Origin of the sequence: Salmonella sp. SAL00670 (assembly GCF_046552235.1) — a bacterium.
Taxonomy (GTDB): domain Bacteria; phylum Pseudomonadota; class Gammaproteobacteria; order Enterobacterales; family Enterobacteriaceae; genus Salmonella; species Salmonella enterica.
In genome coordinates this window covers 45626-68498 of the sequence record NZ_JBGDUO010000011.1, presented here as the reverse complement: position 1 = coordinate 68498, position 22873 = coordinate 45626, and the positions used below count along the sequence as shown (strand labels likewise).

The 22873-nt window shown below is 53.5% G+C and carries 28 protein-coding genes and 4 pseudogenes; 1 reads left to right on the top strand and 31 read right to left on the bottom strand.

Annotated features, from left to right (window positions below):
- Window position 1 precedes the first annotated feature (1 nt).
- From trbE to traM, 23 genes are all read right to left on the bottom strand, one after another.
- Window positions 2-217, bottom strand: coding sequence for a conjugal transfer protein TrbE (gene trbE, locus ACLJRS_RS22425; protein WP_000700023.1), 216 nt, complete (start codon window positions 215-217; stop codon window positions 2-4).
- Window positions 218-227: 10 nt separating this feature from the next.
- Window positions 228-2054, bottom strand: a complete 1827-nt coding sequence (gene traN, locus ACLJRS_RS22420; protein WP_031608471.1) for a type-F conjugative transfer system mating-pair stabilization protein TraN — start codon at window positions 2052-2054, stop codon at window positions 228-230.
- Window positions 2051-2470 (bottom strand): HNH endonuclease, encoded by a 420-nt coding sequence (locus tag ACLJRS_RS22415; protein ID WP_080068578.1) that lies wholly within the window; start codon window positions 2468-2470, stop codon window positions 2051-2053. The genes traN and ACLJRS_RS22415 overlap by 4 nt, the downstream gene beginning before the upstream one ends.
- Before the next feature lie 36 nt (window positions 2471-2506).
- Window positions 2507-3145, bottom strand: a complete 639-nt coding sequence (trbC, locus tag ACLJRS_RS22410; protein WP_031608472.1) for a type-F conjugative transfer system pilin assembly protein TrbC — start codon at window positions 3143-3145, stop codon at window positions 2507-2509.
- On the bottom strand, window positions 3130-3438 hold the full coding sequence (locus ACLJRS_RS22405) for a hypothetical protein (protein WP_077916535.1): 309 nt from the start codon (window positions 3436-3438) through the stop codon (window positions 3130-3132). The genes trbC and ACLJRS_RS22405 overlap by 16 nt, the downstream gene beginning before the upstream one ends.
- Before the next feature lie 18 nt (window positions 3439-3456).
- Window positions 3457-4449, bottom strand: a complete 993-nt coding sequence (gene traU / locus ACLJRS_RS22400) for a conjugal transfer pilus assembly protein TraU (protein WP_000833319.1) — start codon at window positions 4447-4449, stop codon at window positions 3457-3459.
- Entirely contained in the window at window positions 4446-5078 is a 633-nt protein-coding gene (traW, locus tag ACLJRS_RS22395; RefSeq protein WP_000871995.1) for a type-F conjugative transfer system protein TraW, read from the bottom strand. The genes traU and traW overlap by 4 nt, the downstream gene beginning before the upstream one ends.
- Entirely contained in the window at window positions 5075-5461 is a 387-nt protein-coding gene (gene trbI, locus ACLJRS_RS22390) for a type-F conjugative transfer system protein TrbI (RefSeq protein ID WP_000105164.1), read from the bottom strand. The genes traW and trbI overlap by 4 nt, the downstream gene beginning before the upstream one ends.
- Window positions 5436-8084 (bottom strand): type IV secretion system protein TraC, encoded by a 2649-nt coding sequence (traC, locus tag ACLJRS_RS22385; RefSeq protein ID WP_031608474.1) that lies wholly within the window; start codon window positions 8082-8084, stop codon window positions 5436-5438. The genes trbI and traC overlap by 26 nt, the downstream gene beginning before the upstream one ends.
- Window positions 8085-8099: 15 nt before the next feature.
- Window positions 8100-8483, bottom strand: a complete 384-nt coding sequence (locus ACLJRS_RS22380; protein WP_031608475.1) for a hypothetical protein — start codon at window positions 8481-8483, stop codon at window positions 8100-8102.
- The gene (locus ACLJRS_RS22375) at window positions 8480-8947 is read right to left on the bottom strand and encodes a hypothetical protein (RefSeq protein ID WP_000549562.1); all 468 of its coding nucleotides are present in this window, start codon (window positions 8945-8947) and stop codon (window positions 8480-8482) included. Before ACLJRS_RS22375 ends, ACLJRS_RS22380 begins: the two co-directional genes overlap by 4 nt.
- Window positions 8940-9161, bottom strand: coding sequence for a conjugal transfer protein TraR (gene traR / locus ACLJRS_RS22370; protein WP_031608476.1), 222 nt, complete (start codon window positions 9159-9161; stop codon window positions 8940-8942). Before traR ends, ACLJRS_RS22375 begins: the two co-directional genes overlap by 8 nt.
- A 134-nt stretch (window positions 9162-9295) precedes the next feature.
- Window positions 9296-9811 (bottom strand): type IV conjugative transfer system lipoprotein TraV, encoded by a 516-nt coding sequence (gene traV / locus ACLJRS_RS22365; RefSeq protein WP_031608477.1) that lies wholly within the window; start codon window positions 9809-9811, stop codon window positions 9296-9298.
- Window positions 9808-10053 carry a DUF2689 domain-containing protein gene (locus tag ACLJRS_RS22360; protein WP_077915562.1) on the bottom strand — a complete coding sequence of 82 codons (246 nt, stop codon included), beginning with the start codon at window positions 10051-10053 and terminating at the stop codon, window positions 9808-9810. Before ACLJRS_RS22360 ends, traV begins: the two co-directional genes overlap by 4 nt.
- On the bottom strand, window positions 10031-10627 hold the full coding sequence (gene traP, locus ACLJRS_RS22355; RefSeq protein ID WP_047593686.1) for a conjugal transfer pilus-stabilizing protein TraP: 597 nt from the start codon (window positions 10625-10627) through the stop codon (window positions 10031-10033). The genes ACLJRS_RS22360 and traP overlap by 23 nt, the downstream gene beginning before the upstream one ends.
- Window positions 10617-12038, bottom strand: coding sequence for an F-type conjugal transfer pilus assembly protein TraB (gene traB, locus ACLJRS_RS22350; RefSeq protein ID WP_031608622.1), 1422 nt, complete (start codon window positions 12036-12038; stop codon window positions 10617-10619). The genes traP and traB overlap by 11 nt, the downstream gene beginning before the upstream one ends.
- A complete protein-coding gene (traK, locus tag ACLJRS_RS22345; protein ID WP_001230719.1) occupies window positions 12038-12778 on the bottom strand; it encodes a type-F conjugative transfer system secretin TraK in 741 nt (246 codons plus the stop codon). The genes traB and traK overlap by 1 nt, the downstream gene beginning before the upstream one ends.
- Window positions 12765-13331, bottom strand: a complete 567-nt coding sequence (traE, locus tag ACLJRS_RS22340; RefSeq protein WP_031608623.1) for a type IV conjugative transfer system protein TraE — start codon at window positions 13329-13331, stop codon at window positions 12765-12767. Before traE ends, traK begins: the two co-directional genes overlap by 14 nt.
- Before the next feature lie 21 nt (window positions 13332-13352).
- Complete coding sequence (gene traL / locus ACLJRS_RS22335; RefSeq protein ID WP_000012129.1) at window positions 13353-13664, bottom strand: type IV conjugative transfer system protein TraL; 312 nt, start codon at window positions 13662-13664, stop codon at window positions 13353-13355.
- A 14-nt stretch (window positions 13665-13678) separates the two neighbouring features.
- A complete protein-coding gene (gene traA, locus ACLJRS_RS22330) occupies window positions 13679-14041 on the bottom strand; it encodes a type IV conjugative transfer system pilin TraA (protein WP_001274202.1) in 363 nt (120 codons plus the stop codon).
- A gap of 41 nt (window positions 14042-14082) precedes the next feature.
- Complete coding sequence (traY, locus tag ACLJRS_RS22325) at window positions 14083-14310, bottom strand: conjugal transfer relaxosome protein TraY (protein ID WP_001676655.1); 228 nt, start codon at window positions 14308-14310, stop codon at window positions 14083-14085.
- A gap of 93 nt (window positions 14311-14403) precedes the next feature.
- A complete protein-coding gene (locus ACLJRS_RS22320) occupies window positions 14404-15090 on the bottom strand; it encodes a PAS domain-containing protein (RefSeq protein WP_000336297.1) in 687 nt (228 codons plus the stop codon).
- A gap of 192 nt (window positions 15091-15282) precedes the next feature.
- Window positions 15283-15663, bottom strand: coding sequence for a conjugal transfer relaxosome DNA-binding protein TraM (gene traM / locus ACLJRS_RS22315; protein ID WP_001151546.1), 381 nt, complete (start codon window positions 15661-15663; stop codon window positions 15283-15285).
- 415 nt (window positions 15664-16078) lie between these two features.
- Between traM and ACLJRS_RS22310 the strand changes: the two genes are divergently transcribed.
- Window positions 16079-16549, top strand: coding sequence for a transglycosylase SLT domain-containing protein (locus ACLJRS_RS22310; protein ID WP_015056628.1), 471 nt, complete (start codon window positions 16079-16081; stop codon window positions 16547-16549).
- 310 nt (window positions 16550-16859) lie between these two features.
- Here ACLJRS_RS22310 and ACLJRS_RS22305 read toward each other — a convergent pair.
- From ACLJRS_RS22305 to ACLJRS_RS22270, 8 genes and pseudogenes are all read right to left on the bottom strand, one after another.
- A pseudogene (locus ACLJRS_RS22305) lies at window positions 16860-17678 on the bottom strand (DUF932 domain-containing protein).
- 102 nt (window positions 17679-17780) lie between these two features.
- Window positions 17781-17939, bottom strand: coding sequence for a hypothetical protein (locus tag ACLJRS_RS22300; RefSeq protein WP_172657517.1), 159 nt, complete (start codon window positions 17937-17939; stop codon window positions 17781-17783).
- Between the two features lie 85 nt (window positions 17940-18024).
- Window positions 18025-18153 carry a hypothetical protein gene (locus tag ACLJRS_RS22295; protein ID WP_261765804.1) on the bottom strand — a complete coding sequence of 43 codons (129 nt, stop codon included), beginning with the start codon at window positions 18151-18153 and terminating at the stop codon, window positions 18025-18027.
- Window positions 18154-18187: 34 nt separating this feature from the next.
- Window positions 18188-18925, bottom strand: a pseudogene (locus tag ACLJRS_RS22290) (plasmid SOS inhibition protein A).
- Window positions 18922-19332 (bottom strand): conjugation system SOS inhibitor PsiB, encoded by a 411-nt coding sequence (gene psiB, locus ACLJRS_RS22285; protein WP_077915589.1) that lies wholly within the window; start codon window positions 19330-19332, stop codon window positions 18922-18924. The pseudogene ACLJRS_RS22290 and the gene psiB overlap by 4 nt, the downstream one beginning before the upstream one ends.
- Window positions 19333-19371: 39 nt before the next feature.
- Window positions 19372-21368, bottom strand: a pseudogene (locus ACLJRS_RS22280) (ParB/RepB/Spo0J family partition protein).
- A 68-nt stretch (window positions 21369-21436) separates the two neighbouring features.
- Window positions 21437-21679, bottom strand: a complete 243-nt coding sequence (locus ACLJRS_RS22275; RefSeq protein ID WP_000131519.1) for a DUF905 domain-containing protein — start codon at window positions 21677-21679, stop codon at window positions 21437-21439.
- Window positions 21680-21733: 54 nt separating this feature from the next.
- A pseudogene (locus ACLJRS_RS22270) lies at window positions 21734-22241 on the bottom strand (single-stranded DNA-binding protein SSB2).
- Between the last annotated feature and the right edge of the window lie 632 nt (window positions 22242-22873).

Below are 22873 nucleotides of genomic sequence, written 5' to 3'. Positions count from 1 at the left end.
TTCAACTGGATTCATTATCATGCTGCAGTAGTTTCGTCAGTACATTCACGAAACAGAACAGCAGCGTGAACATCAGACCGTAAGCGGCAATAATGAGCACCGCCAGCATGATATCGTCCGCTGTGGTTGTGCTTACCGCATCCCATGACCAGTACACCGCCGGGGATATCACAATAAGCGTCACCACCACCCGAACCAGAAAAGACATTATCTTCATCTGACTGTCCTTATTTTCCGGCCTGCCTGAGTTGGTCTGCAATTTGTTCTTTCACCTTCTCCGTCAGCGCGCCACTGTCCGGGATTTTCTGGTTATTCATCAGGTCTTCGTAGAAGTTCGTGAAGTCCAGCTGGTCGAATTTAATCTGCTGCAGTTCGTCCACGGTGATACCCCGGCAGTCAGGATGTTTTGAACTGCCGAAGCTGATATGCAGTTGGCCGTTGCGCCCCTGCTGCTGGACTATCTGCGCCAGCTTCGAATCAAACTGGCAGTAGCTGCGTTTCTTCTCCAGACAGACACCCAGTACCTTTTTCGAACAGAATTCCCCGACACTGACCGTCAGTTTGTTCGTTTTTGCTTTGGCCAGAGCTTTTTCGTCACTACTGCATTTAGCCAGACCGATATCCTGCCCCCAGCCACTGTCCTTACAGCAGTTGCTGTACCCGGCTGCGGCCTTCTTACAGAATTTCGCCTGTCCGGTGAATGCACGGACGTCAATACCGTTCAGGGCCGCGACATCTTTACCTGCCGCCGCCAGCGCCGCCAGTTGCGATACCGCCTCGCCAAAATCATTGCTCTTTCCGCTCTGCGCCTTATCGCATTCCCCATCGAGGCAGAACACATCCCCGCCACAAATCATGACCTTTCCTGACGTTTTCGACTCACAGGAGTACGTGGCGTACTCATGCAGGCAGGTGCCCTCACCGGAATAAAACGCGCACTGCCGGGTGGCAAGAGTACAGGCCGGATTGTCCACATACGCCTGGCAGGTGCCGTTGTCCGCAGACTGGGTGACATATTTATCGCGGTATGCCCAGCAGGCCTCCGTCAGGCTCCAGGGTTTTCCTTCCATCACCCCGGTTTTCGTACCACCTGGCTTTGAGCATTCTGTGCCTTTCAGCACGCCATCCGCTTTATTAAACGGGCAGCTTTCCACCCACTCCACCCGGGGTATCCACTCCCGGTCCTTTACCTGCATCACCAGTGTCAGCGTGAACGTCGTCCTCCCGCTGGTCAGTTCGTTAAAAATGCGGTCATCCAGCGTCCCGGTACAGCTACCGTTCCCGCTGCAGCTTGTCCCGCTCAGAATCTGGCCCTTACTCAGCATCATTCCCGTCGCGCCACCCAGTGTAATGGTACTGCCCCACGTCATGTTGAAGATGGTATTCATAAAGCCGGCACGGGAATTCCACAGATAATTCTGTGTGATCACATTCAGGCTGGCGCTGCTTATCGTACCCGCTTCCGGCACGGTTACGCTGAAAACGATCTGCTTACCGGAACGGCTGAAACTAAAGGCGGTGAGGGTATAGGTTCTGACCTCTGTTGTCTCTCTCCAGTCGCCGGTGATGGTGGCCGTCCGGGTACAGTATTCCTCCACAGTGGTGTCGCGTTCACAGGTATAATTCGTGAATTCGCTGCGGTTAATCTCCTGCGCGCTGCACTGCTGCCCGGTATTTCCCACAATACTGTCGGCACGGTTCACCACATCCCTTCCTTTTTCAATAAACGGCGCATCCGGTGACAGAATATCTTTGGGCTTGTTCATGAACGATTCTGTAATGGTTTTACCGGTTTCGCCTGTGGCCCACTGCGTCGTGCCGTCATTCTTCAGCCCACTGTCACCGCCGGCGGTCACGCCACCGTAATATTTCGTTTCATCCGGATTCGCGTTATAGCCGGGTATACTCTCCTGCGGATTAAAATTCCGGATACTGCCGGTGCCCTGGCCTTTGATCTGATGGGCAAAATCTGAACCCGCACGATAATCACTGTTACTGTCAGCCTGTGCCTGGCCGGCTGCCAGAAGCAGAAACAGAGGTAACATACGTTTCATTTATTCTCCCCCTCGTATTGCTCAAACCAGAAAACAACCGGTTTATTCACCACACTAATCAGCCCAAAACGCTCTGCTGTCCGGAAGTTAACGCTGCTCCGGCGCCCCCGCACAACCTGCAGGGAGACCTGTTTTCTGAACATCTCCAGCGAATATGTCGTTTTCAGCAAATTGCACGGCGCACAGGACGGGAAGATGTTTTCCGGACAGTCGGCCTCCGGCCTGAAAACGTCACCGGTGGATTTCAGTCTGAAAATGCCTTTCTCTGCCGCCTTCATGCACCGCTCTGATTTGCGGAGCACTGCCTGAACGTGGTCGGCATGCCATCCTTTCTCCGGCAGTTCACAGCCGCAGTAAGCACAGCGGCCGCCGAATTTCATACGCAATCTTTCCCGCTGTTTTCTGGTCAGCGCCATAACATCTCCTTCCTGCTGTTTATTCCGCAGGGAATGTCATTGCGGTTTATCTCCGGCACCATCAAGTAATCCGGCAGCCACCTGCCTGCAGTCCCCGGCGGTGACCACTTTCTCCAGCGCCTGCTTCACCCGCAGATTGCCCCGGATAACGTCATATCCCTGTCGGCAGTACACCACCAGAGTCGGTACGCTGCGGATGTCATATTTCGTGAACAGCGTCGGGTCAATCTGCACACCATCTGTTGCCCCATCCTTTACCAGGGACAGAACGGCATCTGCCGTGGCTTTCAGGTCGTTATCCCGCATTCCCCGCAGCGTGGCCGGAATACCGTAGCGACGGGTTTCGCCCAGCATGCGCTTCAGCCCCTCTTCCGAAATGGAAAACGAGATAAAGTACACCGCGCCCTGCTCCGGTTTATCCGCCTGAGAAGTCTGCTGCTTTCGGGCAAGGTCATCCAGGAAATGCCGGTCTGACTGCACCAGAGGATTCGCCTGAATCTGCCGGTCTGCCCACGCTTTCAGTTCAGCATCAGGCCGGTCGCGCAACTGCCGGCTCAGTTCCTCCTGCTGCTTCAGGAACTGGCGGTTTTCAGGGGTATTAGCGACTCCGCCGGCTGATACCGTCCCGCTTATGACCATAATCAGTCCGGCCAGGTATTTTATTTTCCTATGCATCGCTTTCCCCGGTACATAAATAAAAGAGAAGAAGACGCGAGGGACAGCATAAATGTCACTTCCAGGTAAAGTCTGATGAGCGATATTTTTCCGGTCGTGTCTGTTTCCATCCACGAATTAACAACATCAGAGATGATGCGTTCCGGAAGAAAATAAAAAGCCATCAGCGCAAACATCACCAGCGCAAACGGAAACAGTTTTACACTCTCATTCAGGACCTGCACGACAGCAACCGCCCCCCACCTGATAACGGACAGATAATGCTGTCTCTTATAAATAATTCGCATAAACACCCTCTCTTCGGTATCGGTTTACAGAAATACACAGTTGCGCTTACGCCACATCAGATAGCCAAAGTTCTTCTTCGTGTTGGGTGGATTTTTCCCGGTTTCCCAGCGCATCACACTGCGCCCGAACGGGTGGCACTGCCCGCTGTCCGGATACATGTTCACCATCTGATAACGCCAGCGCTCTTTAGGGAGAATGGGCGACGGATATTCAAAGCAGACGGCGGTATTCTGCCCGATGGTCTCCATAATTTGCCCCTGCCGGTGCAGTTTGAAGGCCATCCGCTCACTGACCAGCAGGGAGGACTGCAGCGGACTGGATTCGTTACTCACCCAGCCGTTAAACGGATACATGGAGCCCTGAGAGCCTGCACACCAGAACAGGACATCCAGCGGTTTATTGAAGGCGCTGGCAATGGCATCTGCCGCGCAGGCCCCCTGGGCTATGGGATTGGCAAAAATTACCGCTTCCGGATTGAGAATGCTGGTCAGGCTGCTGTCCGTCCACGTGGGGTCGATTTCGGAGAGGTACGCAATGTCCAGGTCACCGCCCTCCAGACACCCCATCGACGTGATGATATTCAGCCAGTACGTGAGCGGGTATTTGTACCAGTGAACGTGGTAGAACGCCCCGTTCACCTGTTTATCCTCCTTCTTCGCCGTACCCTGTGCCGTTTTCCCGAAGGCCGGCAGGCTGAACCCCAGATTCACCATGCAGCCCGGAGAGCGGGTGACGTCCGTCAGCGCCATTGGCTCCCAGTAGCCAATCGCCAGTCCGGGACGCTTAAAAATGGGCGGCGGCGCCGGACAGAACTGGAGCGGCATTGAGGGATTGGCCGTATCCGGCAGCTTTCCCTGACTCACTTTTGTACTGCCCAGCGACAGCGGAAAGATGCAGCTCCAGCAGATATCCGTGATCGGGTTTACAAAACGACTTTCACAGGCCGCATCAGCCGATACCGTGGGGACATGACCGGCCAGCAGAATCAGTACACACAGCCACAGATACCGTTTCATTTTCTGCCGTCCTCCGCCGGAATAAATTCCACTTTCAGGAAACGCCCGTCTTTTGCGGCCGTCACCCTGGCCGGCACCTGGTCGATCCCGAGGCGCTGACACAGCACCCCGTTCTGGTCAAAGTAAATCCGGCTGTCCAGCGCCTTCTCCATCTCAGGGATACTGCCCTGCACCAGAATAATTTTGCTCTCCAGCGTCGGCGGCGTCTGGCGTTTCATCCACGACACCTGTTCCGGATCATCGCCGTTAATGAAATACAGCGTCTGGTTAAAGGGCACATACTGCAGCGGATTCATCACCTCCCCCTGACGGGCAAACACCCGTCCTTCGTTATCCCGGATATCGGCCGCCAGTCTGACCGACGGATCAAACAGCCGGCTGCGGTATTTCTCCGCGCGCCCGATACCCGGCACCGCAGGCGGTCGCAGGCTGTTGTGGATCACCCGCTCCTTAAAGGCCTCCATCCGGCGGCCCATCTCACCGGACTGCTGCAGGGCTTCCAGCCGGTGCATAATCACCGCCAGCATGTCCGGCTCCTGCACCGGCCACAGATCGCCCCAGGTGCCCAGGTCTGCGGCCGCCACGCTCTGCCCCCATATCAGCAGGGCTGTCAGCCCCCGCCATTTCACGGCTCTGCCCTCATACGCCGGGCAATATCCTGCTGGATCTCCCGGGTGATATCCGGCGCGCCCTGTACCACCGCCGGTGAAACCAGAATGACGGCATGGTGCTCCCGCTGCCACGCCTGCAGGCTGGCCTCCAGGGCCGCATTAAAGCGCCCGGACAACGCTTTCGACTGCGCTTCCGTCAGTTTTTTCTGGCCGGCGCTGTCAAAAAACGCATCCACGGTCTGTTTCATGTTGAATGCCACCGTCACCGGCGTGTTCAGCCGGACTATCCCGTAACTGATGGCGGCGTTAAGTACCACCATCCCCAGGCATCCCGGTATCATCCACAGCCCGTCACGCTTACGCGCTCCCGTGCCGTCAGTCTGTTTCTGCTTTGTACTCATAAGTTCCCCTGAATGTCTCATGCTCCTGCAGCCAGGCCTCCAGCGAGGCCATCTCCGGTCCTGACTTTTTCCACGCCAGCTGCCAGACCGCCTCGTGAATACTCAGCCCCTCTTTCCGCTTCTGCTGTACAAACTCAAAATCAGGACCGTCCGAGCTGTACATGGCGCGGCTGAGCGGGTCGACAAACAGACGGTGCCAGGAGGAATGGTTTTCCACCTGCAGCAGGAACGAGCTGAACCACTGGTCTTTCGCGGCGCCAAATTTCTCAATCATCTCCCGGTGTAGCTGCGGGAACTGATCCGGATACAGCTGGTTGTATTTCGCGAATTCTTTGGCGCTCTGTTTGAGGATAATTTTGTAGGAAGAGTTACCCCATGCCGCGCGGGCGGCGCTGGACGCCTTGTCGGAGTCAAAGTCGACGATATTCTGCGTGATGGTGATATACGCGCCGGTGTGACGGCGGGCAGTACGGTAGCCTTTTTCGATGAAGTCCCCGACCTTGCGGTTTTTGAAGTCCAGCAGACGCCAGCCTTCGTCGATCACGTTCAGCTTTTTGAGGTTACGCGGCGTGCGGTACATCCGGTTTTCGATGTAGATAATCAGGGAAAACATCACCGCAACCAGCAGGGACGGGCGGTCTTCCAGGCCACCCAGCTCCAGCACCACCATCCTGGCATCATCGCGCAGGGAGGGTTCATCGGAGTTGAAGTATCTGCCGTAAGTGCCTGCTGCCGTGTACTGGTTCAGCAGGACAATCATTTCATCCAGGCGGCTGCGGATACCGGGTGACTCCGCATACTGTTCGCTCGTGCGGGCGTTTTCCAGAAAATCCACCACGTCATCAATACGCGCCCGGTTCTTTTTTGTCAGCCAGGCTGCCCTGACCGCCTGCAGCAACAGGCCCTCATGGACTTCGTCAAGGTTGCCGTTGGGGCTGGCCATCACCGACAACTGGTCGCGGATACGTTCGGCCGACTGGTCAATATTGGTGATATTGGCGAAGGGGTTAAAACGCAGGGTCTCCCCGTCCAGGTACACCCCGCCCATATTTTCGCACAGGGACTTGTACCCGTCCCCCATGTCAAACACCACTGCAAAGCCGCCGGAATCCAGCACGCTGCGGATAAGCGGCTGTATCAGCCCGGTCTTGCCCGCCCCGGAAGTTCCGCAGACCGCCATGTTGTAGTTGGTGTTGTTCATTCCCCGGAAGAAAATATCAATAAAGGCCAGCTGGTTACGGTAGGTCGGAGCCAGCAGCCCGGCGGGCGTCAGCGGGTTATCCGCCACCAGGGGCATCAGGTTGGCCACATTGAAGCTCTCCGCCCGCTGCACCACACCGGCTTCCTTCAGCTGCTTAAACAGTCCCTTCCCGGCCATAAAGGGCAGGCAGGCCAGAAAATTACGCATGTGGTTAAAGCGCGGCGAAATCAGCTCAAAACCGTTTTTACGGAAACTGTTCAGGATATCCTGCTCCGTTTCCAGCGCCGTTTCCTTGTTGTCGCGGCAGAACGCCGTGATATTGAAAAAGTAGGACACCACCGAGGACTGGTTCGACGCCAGGCGCTGGCGCAGGTCTCCCCACTCCTTCGCTTCCTTCTCCACGGACGGGAACCATTTGGCGTAGGAGGTCTTCGACTTCTTCTCCAGATCCATGTACTTCAGGTTCGCTTCGCTGTGGGTCTTCACCTGGTCTTCCACCACCAGGGTCAGCGTCAGAATGAACGGACAGGAGATGGACAGCTCCGGGTTCAGCAGATTGCTGTAATTATCCGCCGAGTTCCACAGGAAGGCGATTTCCGGGTTACGGGCCAGATGAAAACTCATGATGCGCGCGGTGCTGTTTTTCCCGTTATCGCGCAGTCCCAGCGTCAGGTAATCCTGCCTGACCTTCAGGTCAAAGGAGTCGTCCACGCACTGGTAATTCAGGTCGGAATACGGGTCCAGCCGGCGCCGGGTCGGATGGAGGGATTCCGGATTGTGATTAATCATCTCCCCGACAATATTAATAAATGCCTTCGCATCAACGGTCTGTGTGCTGATGTATGCCCCCTGCAGGGAAGCCCGGATAATCTTCACCAGGTTTTCCATCTCCAGGATATCGGCCCGGCTTTTTTTTCTGGAGGGCGCGCAGTATGAGATGAACACCCGGTAATGGCGCAGGGTCAGGGGCAGGTTCATTCCTTCCGGTAACGGAAAGTGAGTCTCTGCGGCTTTCATGTAGTAGGCGCGGGTGATGGCGTTGAACCGCTCCGCCTGCTCACCGGACCAGGAGAACTCCCTCAGCCCGTACTCAATACGCTCCCCGACCAGCTGGCTGGACATCAGGTGGACACACAGGGGTATCCCGCGCGGCAGTTTGGTACGCAGCAGATGGTCAAGGGAGAGCGCAATGGTCTCGTTAGCGCCGTTGACAGGCGTGGCTTCCAGCATAAAGCCCATCGTGGCGTCATTCATGAACAGGCCGGACTCCTGGTTATAGTCCCGGTACGGCAGCAGACGGCTGAACTGCGGGAAGCTCATCTCGCCGAGGATCTGATTGGCCTGTGCCGATTCATCCGGCAGCTTCAGCGCGGTCAGCAGCGAGTTGGCCGCCTGAGTGACAGTATCAAGCAGGTTCTTCACACGAACACCTTAACCTTAAGAAAAACAGAATGTTGAAACGGGAAGCGCGAACAGACAGAACAGGAAGACTGCTCCCTGCCACTGCAGAAGAAACAGTCCGTTCCACTGCCACTGATAAAACAACCAGACGGAAGGAGCCAGCAGAGCAAAAACATGAAGACCTGCAGCGCCCCCGGTCATGATGGCCGTTGCCTCCCGGCGCACCACGGAGTTCAGGAGAAAAAGCCGCAACACGGTCACCACAACAGAGCCTGTTACCAGCAGCGCCTGTAATCTCATCCACTTCCAGGATTCAGCAGAAAGCGGATGCTCATGCAGGAAATATTCATTCACAAAGGAAAGACTCCAGTACACCAGGAGAAAACCGGCCACGCCGTAACGCTGCAGATAAACCTTCATTCTGATTTATCCCCGCCGACAAACTTCCGGATGGCATCCTGTTCACGCTGACGGGTTGCAAGCTCCTCCACTTCATTACTGCTCTCCCACCAGAGACGCAGGATGTCGTCTTCATCCCGTCCAGTCAGCGTTTTCCCGGACAGCAGGCGGCGGAGCAGCTCCCGGCGAACGTCTGCGGTATCTTCCACCCGGCGCAACAGCCACAGCAGTGTCTGACGACTGAGCGCGATATACCTGTCCAGGCAGAAGAACATAAAAACCAGATAAATCAGACAAACGCATATCACGACACACAGCGTGTATTTCAGGAGCAGGGAGGTACTGAATAACGCAGTAATCACACTCAGTACGGCGGTAATTATTGAGAGGAAGCCCAGGTTTTTAAATACCCGAACCTGTCGTCGGTATATCCGGTCATGTTTATCAATAATGGATTCCATTTTTTCAGCGTCTGATTTATGCATAATGCCTGCCCTGTTTTTCCAGAAAAGACTGGCATTCGACACACAACGTCACGCCAGGAAATATTTTTCGCCGCGCCTCCGGAATGGGATTACCGCATGCTTCACACCGGTAAACCGGAATACCTTTACGGTTTACTTTCTGCCGTATCCGGTTTATTCCCGTCACGGTCAGTTGTTCTGTCACTGAATATGCCTCATCGGCTTCATCGATCATGGAATATGTCTCCTGACACGTTCTGACACGCTACCGCCCGTCCCTTTTCACGCACAGGGCACTCGTTTTACAGGCAGGTTTTGAATACAGAAAGCCGGCCGGCATTGCCGGCTGATATCTGACTGACGCGTCAGTTAATTAATCCGTGGCTTTCCCCACACGGACGGTTTAATGACAAAAAATACGCCGGACGGCTGATGGTAAATATCCTGGCTGTCAATATAGGGCGCTATCCATAACGCCGCCGTCTGCTCCCCGGTTCTCAGTGGACGGGGCGGCACCACAGGAGAGACCGTACTGACAGCCGCCACCGGTTTCACCTCCCGGGCAGCCGTAAACAGCGGGTGTGGTGCCGGCGGTTTCTGCCCGGAACGCGGGGCGGCCACGGTCTTTGCGACGGGTAGAGTGACGGTACTGACTGCCTGTACCGGCGTCGTGCGAAAGTTACCCTCAGCCAGGCGCGGCAGTGATACCGCACCCGGCTTTACCGTCTCAGGTTGCTCCTGTCTTTTCGCTTTTTCATTGGCCTGCTCCATCGTCATACAGGTGTCTGACGTGGTGGCGGTACATTCAAAGTCGGAGTTCGTTCCGGCGCATCCGGACAGCAGAAGCGCGCCACAGAAAGAGATCAGGCATGAAATCCGGTTCATGATTTCGCCCCTTTCTTATTCTCACGCAGCAGCTTTTTGATTAATTCAGACAGAACACATGTTTTCCCTGCGCCAGGCATTCCGGTAACTGAAAAATTATATTCCTGTCGTGAGAAATTATATTCCCGGCGACCGGAGAGTATTATTTTTGTAGTGTAGTTACTGATAACATATTTCACAAAATCATCCTGCACGGGTTCATCAGGAACTGAAATAACATTACGTATGTTCATTTTTATCACCCTCTTTTTTAGCCTCTTTATTACCAGAATAAGAAACCTGCCCGTTTGTATTTTCTTTTAAAGTCCGGATTTCGTTTTCTTTATCAATATACTTCAGGTTGTTTGTCGCTGTGTCATACGCATATGTCAGTGGATTGTGACGGTACGGCCGGTCTCCGATCATTACTGCCACCGCGGTATACAACAGCGCCAGCATCCCCCATAACAGCCATCCCGTTTGCGACAGGGACTGGTCGATATCTGCCGCGTATTCTTCCGCGCCGGTTATTTTTAGCGGACAGTTTTCCGTCAGATTCAGCGGTACAGGTGACGACACCGTGAAAGCCGGGTCAGGGCAGTCCCGGACCGGAAACATCCCGGACGGGGCCATTGCCCTCACCCGTCCGATTTCCTGCGCCATCTGTTGTCCCGGCGTGGTATCCCCCGTCCGGAAGAGCAGAATGACAACAATGGCTGTTGTGGCCAGCGGCCAGATAACGGCATATTTCACGCCCCATATCAGCCAGCGCAGAAGACCGGCAATACGATATAAAACGGCACGTCCCTTCAGGTTGTTCAGCCGGTTATTTCCCATTTACATGTCCTCCCTGGCTGCCGGACATAAACTGCTGTGGATTCAGGTCACCCAGCTGCTTCAGCATCTGGTCGGTGTTAAAGCCGTTCATATGGCTGTCGACTGACGGAGGTACAGGCACCGGGCTTTCCGCATTTTCATCCTCCTTCCGGTGACGGGCCTGCTCCTGTGCCATTTCTTCCACGGTTTTCAGCTGAAAACCGTCCTGAAACACCACGGTCACTTCATTACCGGCACCAATCGGGATCACCGGGTGATACTGCTCGGCACGTTTGATGTAATAATCACTGAGTGTCTGTGCCGCTTTCGATGCACCACCACCAATCCCCATTCTGAACACATCGCCCGCGCCGTAAGTCGCAGTGGCCCCCAGCCCCACCGCCGGCTGGGATGCCCGCTCCATCCCCTGGCCGATACCGTCCACAAAACCGGCGCCCCACGCCCAGCCGAGGATTTTGCCATTACGCATCACCACTTCACCTTTGATGCCGTTCTTTCCACGGAAGCTGACATGTCCCTTAACCGGCATGTCGATGGTTTTGCCGTCCTTCAGGCAGCTGATATTACGGGTACGTACTATCGCGCGTTCACTGGACACATCCCCCCAAGCCTCCAGACCCACAAAGCACCCTGTCAGGTCATATGTTTTACTGTTCGGCATCTCCACCGGGCCGGTAATGCGCAACTGCATAGGGACCGTCGATTCATTACCGGTGACGGAGGCATTGGCATCCGCTCCTTCGATCAGCATGGTTTTTGCAAAACTCCCGGACGGGATATACGGCAGGGAGGGACCTTTCTTCGCGGCAGCGTCATAGCTGAACGTTTTACGCTGTATACGGTTCGGCACCGGCACGGACTGGTATGTCACCTGTGGCGGAGGCGTGACGCCATTCCCCGGATAAAAAGCGGTTGGCGGAGGAACGGCTCCCTGTGGCGGGAAGGTCATCGGCGTATTACCCGGCTGAGGTTCTCCTTCCGGACCGGGCGGTGAGGCAGGTGTATGCGGCACGGGCTCTCCTGTGGTCGTCACCGGGTTCGCTCCCAGGGCCTTCACCTGTTCGGCCAGGGCGGCGTTGTCCTGCCCCAGCTTCTCAATACGACGCTGGTCGTCACCGCGCTGCTTATTCAGAACATCCAGCTCATGGCGGATTTCGTCGTACTGTTTCTGCATCTGCGCCGCCGTCACCTGCATTTCCGTGGTGGCATGCTGACGAACTTTGTCATCAAAGGTCGTGTCCACCACCCCGGTCATATCCGGTACCGGCTCCTGCTCTGCGGCCGTCCCGTTGCCACTCATGTCGACGTCAGACAGGTAAAGGCCTCCGCCAATGGCAGCGGCAGCCCCCACCGCAACAATCCCCAGCCAGATGTACTGTTTACGCTTTACAACCGTATTGATGCTCGCCATCAGTTGCCCTCCCCGTCACGGATGACGTACACGTCCATTCGTGCGCCGGCCAGTATCTGGCTGACGGGCTGGCTGAACATCACGGCGCGGGTTCCGGGCTGCCAGAAATCACTTTCCCTGATGTTCAGGGCTGACGGCATTTTATTTTCCACAGCAAACCGTACCAGTTTCAGGTGATTGCCGGTCCACACAGCGTCAGCCCGTGCAGACAAACCGGCCGGGGCCTGCAGCGCTTCTTTCGTGACGGGGATCTGATACCAGCCGGCAGGCAGCGTGCCTCCACGAACTGCCTGGCTGACGGCAACCAGCAGGGATTCATAAGGGGTGGCCGTTTCCCATGCGCCAGCCTCCTCCCCGGTTCCGCGCAGGTCGCTGACCAGTTGTACGGTGCGTCCGGCACCGGCCCGGGGGACGGCCCGGACGGAAAAGTTCAGCCCGCGCTCCGTCTCCAGAATGAAGGTGAACGGCTTTTTACTGACCGTGGCCACCACCACGCCGCCCGTGCCTGTCTGCTCACTGTTTGTCAGCATGCCGTCCAGACCGCTGACCGCAGTGATACGGTCACCCGGTACCGTAAACAGGTTCGGGTCGGTGTTGCTGACAGCAATGTTCGCCTGACCGCCGTTAGCCAGGGACACCACCACCGGGGCCAGCGTACCGGAACCCGACGCCATCACCAGACCGGAAAATAACCATCCGGCCGCCAGTAAAAATGGCTTATACGGCTTATTTTTTCTCATCGTCAGTTTCCCCGAAATTATCCAGCCAGGTCACGCCGTTTTCCCGTTTCAGAATAAGAATGTAATGTTTGATGTCGGTAAACGGTTTTGAATCTCCAATCCAGGTGTTCAGCACACCGCGAATTTCCACGCGGCCATACTGTGGCCAGACCCTGACACTGGTCTGGAAAAAAGCGGAGTTAACGTTGTCGGCCTTAATTCGTCTCGCTTCTTCTGCCAGAATGACTTTCATTTGGTTCTGTGCGCCCGGACGAATATATTGCAGAAGTGCCTGGTGTGACGCGTCGACGGTTTCTGACGACACATTCAGACGCAGGGCAATAAACGACAGCGCCATCTGCTGTAAATAAGAGGCATCGGCACTGTTCTGTGACACCGCAAAGGGCGCGTTAAATCCCATAGGAGTGACCGCCGTGCGTTGCTCATTCTGCAGCCGGTAGTTATTAATACCCTGAATGACATTCACGGCCAGACTGAGCACAATCAGCAGGGCCATAAAAATAAAACTTATTGCCAGTACGCGGCTGGTACTTAAACGGGCGCCGTGTTCCATATACTCATCCCGGAATAATGATTACTTAATCCACTGCCGGAAACACGAATCGGGAACGTTATGAAAAATACCGCGAAGCAGGGCTGTCGGCATATACCAGTAAATCAGGTCACGCAGCCAGGAGCTTCCCCGCCCTTTTTTCAGTTTTCTTATCCCGAAATAAACCAGAACCGCAGCGCTGATGCCGAAAAGTTGTTTTGATGTCATTAATCCCCAGCCAATACAGACAGCAGCAGGAATTAATTCATCCACCGGCAGGCCAAACCAGCGGCTCTGGTTGGTCAGTGTTTCCGGGAAACGATATTTCCTGAGTTTATTCTCGTCTCCCGACATGGTCTTATTTCCTGTCAGAGGCCGACGACAGCCATACCAACGGCAATAAAGACCGAGATGATGGCAAAACCCGCCAGGAATTTGACGTTCTTGGTCATCATGTACATCACGGCACCGACCAGCACTTCCGCGAGAATAACCCACTTGACGGCGCTGGAATCCTTACCAAATGTCGCCTTGACCGTACCGTTACCGCTGGCCATCAGGTCCTGCGAACCGCCGGCAGCCATTGCCAGTTGCGGGAAAAAGAACATCAGTACTGCCGCCGGGATCACTGCGCGGGCAAGTTTCAGCAGGTTCAGACGTGTGAACGTAGACAGAAACGATTTCTTTTTAACGGGCGCAGAAGCACCCTGAACACTTAAAATAGCGCTCATATGGTTCCTCTTTTGAGTAATATCAACTATGAATATGAAAGTTAAATCTCTTTAAATGTGGACTCTGTTTCTTCAATTACCTCCCTGAAAATTTCTTCATTATAGAAATCCGGATATCGTTTCAGATGATCCCTCAGACGAATCTGAACTTCTATTGTTTTACTTCTTCCACTCCGATCTTTAGCCCTGATAAGACGGTTATTCGTATCTTCATCGAGATACACTGAGACAGTTCGACTTATCCCCTCTCTTGCGTTTCTCCTCCTCACAAATTCACCTCTGCTTACACGACTAATAAACTTATGATTACACGGAAAACGGCAAAAAAAAACACGCCAAAAATGGCGTGCCTTAATTAACATTTACTTAACACAATAAAATTCACGAATAATGTCTATCAATGATATTATTTTACCTTTAGAAATACATGATATTCTGAATGAATCGAAAGATTCATAATTCCTTTTAATTTTACGCTTAACAGGTTTGATTCTGTCTTCTGATGCTCTGATAGTAATACCTAATTCTTTAGCTATATTTGCGTGACTAACTCCTAATGTATAAAAAGAAAAAACAAGCAAAGTTCCGGGGGACAGTTCGTTCCAGAATGATTCAGTTCCTGAGAGAGACAAATTTTTAGTTTTTGTGTCAGGAGAAAAAAATGGATGATCTGGAAATAAATTTATCTGCCACAACACAATTATCTCATTATTATCGAATGAAATATTCTCCATTCTTATCTGATAAATTTCCCCATGAAAATTAAAACGCCGGCAAAAAGCAGCTCCATGTCCAAGCGACTGACATTCAAGTTCTAGGGATGACAGAAAAACTTCAACCCCATAACGATTATAACTATCTCCCGAAAGAGGCTGATCCTCTTTAGAGAAGAGTTCAATAAAGGCTCCATTTGCGTAAATGATTTTCCGACTTTGATTACGGACGCAAACAGGGACTGGTGAGTTTTTATAGATATCCTGAATACTCAGAATGTATTTATTTACAGATTGACTGGCGAGTGTTCTTTCTCTACGATCCGTCGGACACATAGGAACCTCCTCAAAGGATTCTATGGACAGTCGATGCAGGGAGTGACAGCTCCCTGTATCGGCGATTTAACTTGTTTTTTTAACGTAGCGTTAACTACAAAGACACTATATTGTTTTCAGCCTTAATTTGTCACTATATTTTTATAGATCAACATACTTTTATTTAAACTAAATCAGGATTTAATCCCGCTATTATTCTTCATTTTCATGGAAAAATCTTTCCATCTCTGAAGATACTTTTTCTTTGATATCTTCAACCATATTTGCATATTCAAACTTTGGATTTCCGGCGACATGAGGGCTGAGAGATCCTATACCTAAAATTTTGGCTACGGATGACTGTGTTTTAAGTACATTTTCAAGTAATACTTTATTGAATTCTGTCTGATTAAATGGCGACTCCTTACGCTCCATTTGTGCCTCATAGACACGAAGCCCTAATTCCAGCAACATCGAAGATGTACCAGAAAAACTGATATCTTTATCTCTCGCCCCTTCCTGGCGTCGTTTTTCCACAATAGCAGTTATTTTATTGTGTACCTCATTACTTATATATACATTGACTTTAGCCATTCACTATCACCTTTTTTTCCGCAACGAATAAGAACATTATAAACTCCGGATTCAGGAGCACTCTGTAAGGGGTAACACCCCTGGCAGCGCCCCCATGGGTGTTACTTAAAAACAGGCACAGCGACGCTAGCAGCGCCCCTGATATAATGCAATGTTTTTTATAAAAATAGTCAGTACTACCCCTGTATAGCGTCGTCATAGCGGTGCCGGCGACGTGTCTGCACCGCTATTTAATACATTAAAATAAATTAAATTACATTATTATGAACATAACTCACTGTTACTAAAAACAAATCAGCAAAATTTTAATTTTGCGTGGGGTGTGGTGCTTTTGGTGGTGAGGACGGCAAATTTGTTGAGTATGGAGCTGGAGTGGGTTAAGTTATTACCGGATGACTACGCAAGAGGCAAATTAATGTATAAATGGCTCCTGTCTGTCCTCCTGGTATTAATGAGCACGGTAGTCCATGCCGCTGACTGTTTTGATCTGGCCGGGAGAGACTATAAAATAGATCCGGATTTACTGCGGGCGATTTCATGGAAGGAATCCCGTAACCGGGTTAATGCCGTCGGTATTAACCCGGTTACGGGATATGGCTCGGGATTAATGCAGGTTGACTCTCAGCACTTTAAAGAACTGGCTCGTTATGGAATAAAACCGGAACAACTTGTCTCCGATCCCTGCCTGAATATTTACACCGGAGCTTATTATCTGGCAATCGCATTCAGAAAGTGGGGGGTATCCTGGACAGCAGTCGGAGCGTACAACGCCGGATTTAAAAAGACTCCCCTTCAGGATGCGCGTCGTCTGGACTATGCGACTGATGTACACCGAATCTGGATCGCGATAAAACAAAGTAAAACCAGGCAGACTCCCGCCCGATGATCCCCTTTTTGTATCCGGCAAGCAGAAGAAGGGATAATATTATCAACCGAAACCCATATATTTTTTATGCCGCATAGCAGAATGGAATAAACACAGAAATGTAATACTGACTGCCCGGAATCCCGCGAAACGGGAACCCGTTATCATATCTTCTTCCACCCTGTCAGATCCGTTTTTATCGCTGGCACATAAATGACAGAAAACGATGAAGTCTGTTGATTAAAATGGGATGTTACAGACAATCTGACAATGTCCGGGAAGAATAACATAAGTAAAGCCCCGAAAAATTTTCGGGGCTTTACTTATGTTATTATGACTTACATTCACGAAACTGTTCAGCAATCATCCACAGCGCCTTGTTTAACCGGATATCACCATTAATACCGGTAACTGCCCTGATCCGGGTATTTTTTCCGGGGCATTCCTGCCGGGTAACCCACTCTTCATCATATTCTTCTGTACACGCTGATATGTTGTCCACAGGTCATTTTGTTTATCCTCCCGACGACGTGGAGTAATTATTTATTCAGGAGAAACAGGGATTTTATTTTCGTCCTCATATCTGACAGTCAGTGCCGCTTTACCAAACAGATATTGCTCATCCTGATTAAGTATCACTGACTTCATTAACTCCATATTTTCGGTAGCTTTATCGAAGATCCCCATAACCTCATAATCCCCCTCAATCACCTGCCCAACAATATCTCCCTTGTGTGGCACACGTATTTCACCAAAATGATCCGCATACCAGTCCATTTGTACAGATAAATCTGAACAGCCCGGGAACCATCTGATAACTTGACGAACCGTCATGAGAATTGAGCAAAATAATTTCCGGAACCTCTTTCCCATTAATCTGTCATTCACGACGAAAACGCAGCATATGTTTACTGTATTCCCGGCGACTTAAATCACGTACACGATTCTGGCAGGCAAAGAACGACTGAAAACCTTCCTCACGTAACCTGTTGATGATATTAATGGTTGGAATATAAGTATAACGTTCGCTCCGGGATTCATGTTTGTCTCCGGAAAAAACTGAAGGCACAGTCTGCATTAATTCAGCGTCAGCCAAAGGACTCTCACGACGAATGGAATTCTGTCTACCAAAACGGGAAGCGAGTCTCATAACGTATTCCTTATATAATTAATGAAAAAATTCTGAAGAAAAAGCAGTGACCGGAGACACCGCCATTTCCGTTAACACTCAAGTAACAAAAGAGGGTGTTATTCAACAACGTTCCCCTTTAATCCCCTCGGTGAAGCCGGTGATCCAGGCACGTACAGACCGGATAAAACCATACTGAATACCGTAATGATCTGCGGCTTCCTGACCATACGCGACACTCATGGCCGCACGATCAGCAGCGGCTACCAGCTGGCTTTTCATTTTTTCCACCATCTTTCAGTAGATTCAAAGTTACGCATGATATCTCCTTTCGATAACGGGGCGGGGATATTCCCCGCCATCCGGGTCACTTCCTGAGTTCAGCTCCGGCAAACTGCGCCATCAGGTGAAGCATCTGTGCTATCTCATCCACTTTTTGCTGCAATGGCGGCGTTGCCACCGGGATGAGCCGGATTTGTACCTCCAGCTGGTCCATCAGCCGGGCGGTCTGCGTTTCCAGACGGGCTTTATCAGGGAAGTCGCCCGGGCCTCCGGTTCGTCAGCTTGTTGGGTACCTGCCAACATTCGGCCTCGCGCACATATACCGGGTTTTCACGGACGATGAACCGGATTTCATACATCACGTTGTACAGCGGCTCATCACTGTCGCGCAGCCAGTCCAGCGACGTCAGCGAGGTAAACCGCGTCCGCCACTGCCAGAACCCCTGCGCCAGCTCCCGCGCGTCAAACTCGTCAGCCCAGCGCGTATACCAGGTATTGATGGTTTCCGGCGACTGAAAGTTAAGCTACGTCATGGCCTGCTCCAGCAGGTTCTGGCGCAGCAGCCAGGCATGTTCCAGCGCTTTTTCCTCCCGGCGCATTTTGCGGTTGAAGGCGATTTTCTCACGCTGCATCCGGCGATCTGTGCGCGCGTGTATCACCTCCGGGAACAGTTCGGCCTGCACATCCACGGAGAGTGGTAGCGGGCAATACTCCCCGTGGCTGGAGATGAGGCGGTCCAGCGCCTCTTCCACCTGTTTCAGGCTGGTCAGCCGGTTCTTCGGCTCCCAGTTCAGGCCGGGAATACGCTGTGCCACTGTCGTGTTAATCCGGCTGCTGCCGCTCAGCACGCGCAAAAAAGTACGCGCATGTGGCAGGGCGGGCAGACGTGCTCCACGGCGGCGGGATTCTTCCACCGTCAGAATGGCCTGTAATGCCGCCTGACGGGCTGGCTTCAGGGTAACCAGGGCGTGTGAAGAGTGGATCATGCTGCCCCCTCCATCGCCAGAACGCTGATGATGCTGGCCTGACTGTAACCATCGGCATCAAGGTGAGCCACCTGGCTGAGTGTATGCGTGATAACCTCCGGCGACCAGGCTGGCAGCGTGCGGATAACAGAGAACGGGCGACCGCTGACCGGAATAAAGACCACCATCCAGGACGGGCTGATATCCCCGGGATTGCATACCGCCAGGCTGAAATTGCCGCGGGATGGCGTGAAACGGATCTGCACCGGGAAAAAACCACCAAACTCACTGCGATATTCGCCGTTCATGTCCCAGCCTGCGGGACATGTCAGGTCACGGCGCAGGTCTTCGCCGCCGTCGCGCCAGTCTTCGAATTCCTGGGGGATCATTGTACTCAATACAGCGGGGGTAATAATGTTACGCATCATTTTCTCCTTGCTGCCGCCCCCGAAGGGCGGCCTCCGTTATCAGGCTGCATCGGGCAGGGTGTGGTGGCTGTCTGCATCAGCACTGCCGTTTTCGGTATCAGATACGTCGTTTTCTGCATCAGGGGCGCGCATCCAGACAGGCACCCAACGGTTGTCACGCATTTTGTCCTCTGCCAGTTCAGCCGCATCACCCTTCTTCATCTTCTCCGCATCCCGCGCCGCGCCTGTCAGTCCGGCCTCATTCAGCGCGGCGATGATTTGCGGTTTTTTAAGGCCAGTGAAGAAATCGGCCTTCGTCGGTTGCCACCAGTCGCGCAGATGGAAAGCGAGCGCGATTTCCAGCTTATCGAGCGGACTGCGGGTGGTGCCTCCGGCGCCGCGCATCTGCATACCGTCAAGACTGCATGCGGTGCAGAAACTGAGCAGGGCGGTAAGGTCTTTGGCGCTGAGGGTGAAAAAGGTGGTGAAGTCCTGTGTCCAGCCCTCCGGTAGCAACGTTTCAAGACGTTTTCCCTCCTGCGACAGCGTCACAAACGCAACACCGCTCTCGCCGGACGGCGCATCCTTTGTCAGGGAGTAATGCTTACAGTTCAGGCTGATTTGAGCGGGTCGGTTATACGCGCCGCTGCTGAACACGTTCAGACACAGCGTCCATGCCAGAAGCGCCAGGGATTTTTCCGGCTGCTGCATCAGTGCCGCCTGGACCGACAATGTCCGTTCTGCACACATTCTGGTCAGCAGGGGAACACTGATTTCGTCCACAGGCTCCGGTTGGCGCTCATATACCGGAACCTGACGGGTTCATCTTCCGTTTCAGACTGCTCACGCAGGCTCACCCCGCGCTGGACACAGATTTCACCGTGACGCCATGACACCACCACGCCGGACTGTGCGCGCATTTCCAGCGTCCATGCCCGGAGTTGTGCCGCGCATTCGATGGCCTCTATCTCTGACTCCATCGTGTCGGTTTCATCGCTGGCGGTCTGGTTTTCGTCGTACAGTTCCTGCAACTCGTCCAGGCGCTGCTGTTCCTGCTCCGTGTAAACCGCGTCAGGCTCATCCTGAATACGGTACACTTCGGTATCCTCACCATAGCGGCTGACAGGCTCCATCCGTCCCGCGCACCATGCCCAGCCCTCGGCCTCTTTCAGGCACTCCGCCACCCACTGAAGTTTTTCCAGCAGGGCCGTATCCAGCGCCAGTTTGTCCACAAAACCGCCCTGTTCGTCGCTGAACAGGTCTGCGCGGATTTCATCGCCGGAGAAAGCTTTTTCACCGACAAACGTATATTTGCTGTTGTTGAGGGTGGAAACCTGACTGTCGGTGATCAAATTACGGATCACGCGCACTTCCGGTTTATTGTTCCAGCCCTCTCGACACGCCGCCTCGTACACCTGCACCTGACTGTCGGGATTGTCCTCCAGCGCCAGCGCCTGACAGTGCTCCGTGGTGATTTTGTCCGCAGCCAGCGCTTCCAGGATAACCGGAGCCAGCCCCGCGAGTTTCAGCATCCGCTGTACGTGACGGGGCGAATAGCCCAGCAGATCGCCAGTCTGTGCAGGAGTTTTGCCTTCCGCTGCCATCGCGCGGAATCCCGCAATTTGTTCGGCAGGGTGCATTTCCAGATGCTGCCCGTTCTCGGTCAGTGAAGCGGCGGTCGCCAGATTATCCGGCACAACCTTCACGCGGACAGGCCAGTCCGGGTGGATCGTGTTCTCAGTGGCCAACAGATTCATCGCCGCCAGACGGCGACCGCCAGCGGCAACACCGTACAGGCCGTCAGGGAGGGCGTGAACAACCAGATTCTGGAGCAGTCCAATCCCTTTAATAGAGTCCGCCAGTTCGCGGACGCTCTCTGCGGAATACGGCACGATACGCACGTTCTGCGGGGATTTGACCAGTGCGGACAGCGGTACGTGTTGTTCTTCGGTCTGCGCCAGCACCGCCGACAATACGGTGTTACTGGCACTGGCGGCGTTTTTCGCCTTACGGCTGGTTTTTACTGCGGATTTTGCATTAGAATTGGTAACTGACATTATTGATACTCCTTCATGATATTAATAATTATCTGCCGGACGTGTTCCCGTCCGGCACCTCTTACGGCTTACTGCGTTTTACGGATACCGTGGCTTTCGATACAGCGGTTGAGCCAGTACTCGCCGCCCGGTTCAAAATTCCAGCCCCGCCAGACCATTTCGCCGTCCTTACGCACAACCAAGCGAAGGTGCGTCCCCTGATCGTCTTCAATGGCGACATTCTGATACTGTGCTGCCACCGCTTCGGCCTGTTCGTGGGTGAACGTGCCATCAGGCAGGGATTTCAGTGGGATCATGATGTTGTCTGTCATCGTGTTCTCCTGGATAAGCCCCGTCAGACGGGGCATCAGTGAAAATTTACCGAGTCAAAAGGGAATATCATCGTCGAAGTCATACGCCGGATCGGGTTGCGCTGGCGGCTGCTGCGTTTTTCCCTTTTGCTGCATTTCCCGCCCCTTTTACCGCTTTGCCTTCTCCCTTGGCCGCCGTAGGTGGGGTCTGAGGCTCCTGCTGTGGCTGGCTGTTGTGGCGACCGAACATCTGCATGGTGCCGCCCACGTTAACGATCACTTCGGTAGTGTATTTGTCCTGACCGGACTGATCGGTCCATTTGCGGGTGCGTAACTGGCCCTCGATGTAGACCTGAGCACCTTTACGCAGATATTCACTGGCAATTTCAGCGAGCTTGCCAAACACGACAACACGGTGCCATTCGGTGTGTTCGCGAATCTCCCCGTCCTGCCTGTCACGCCATGTTTCTGACGTGGCGAGGGTAAGATTTGCCACCGAGCCCCCGTTGGGCATGTAACGTACTTCCGGGTCCTGCCCGATATGACCGACCAGAATAACTTTGTTTACGCCACGTGCTGCCATGATAAATCTCCTTAATGCGTTGTTTTGACTTTAAAAACCATCACCCGTTGAGTTTCGGGAGCCGCGGTTTTGACGTTTTGCGGGGACCTGCTGTTCTGTTCCCTCTGGTACTGCCATCACCCGTTTGAGAACCTTCGCCGCAAGGGGCATCACTGCCACGGCCCGACGCACCTGTCCGGGGCAGAACGCAAAAGTTTTTGCCGGCCTTTTACGGCAAAAAGTTTTGTGGGCTGTTCATTTCACCCTGGACAGCCAGTGCGGCGGGTTGTGGCTGTATCAGCCCCCGGCGACAGGGACTTAAACGGGTAACGGCACCAGAAACGGAGATGAGCAGGAACCCGCCGCAACGTCGGGACGCGGCACGCGAAACGGCGTTGCGCCTTACAGCCCGGCAGCCTTACCGCCGGAGTGCGAAAAGCGCAGGAAACGGCGCGCCAGGGGCGGCGTGACCGGAACGGTCGCAGCAAGCCTGCCGTTGACGTTGCGATAGTGGGATGGAAACCCGCTGCCCCGAAGGGGCCGGGCAGAGACAGCGCAGCTGGCTCGGTGCGCAGCATGACAGCCCCGGTTCCCGTCAGGGAAGTCGCCCGGCGTCAGCGAAATCTGTCAGGAAATATCAGCCGCAGAATGAC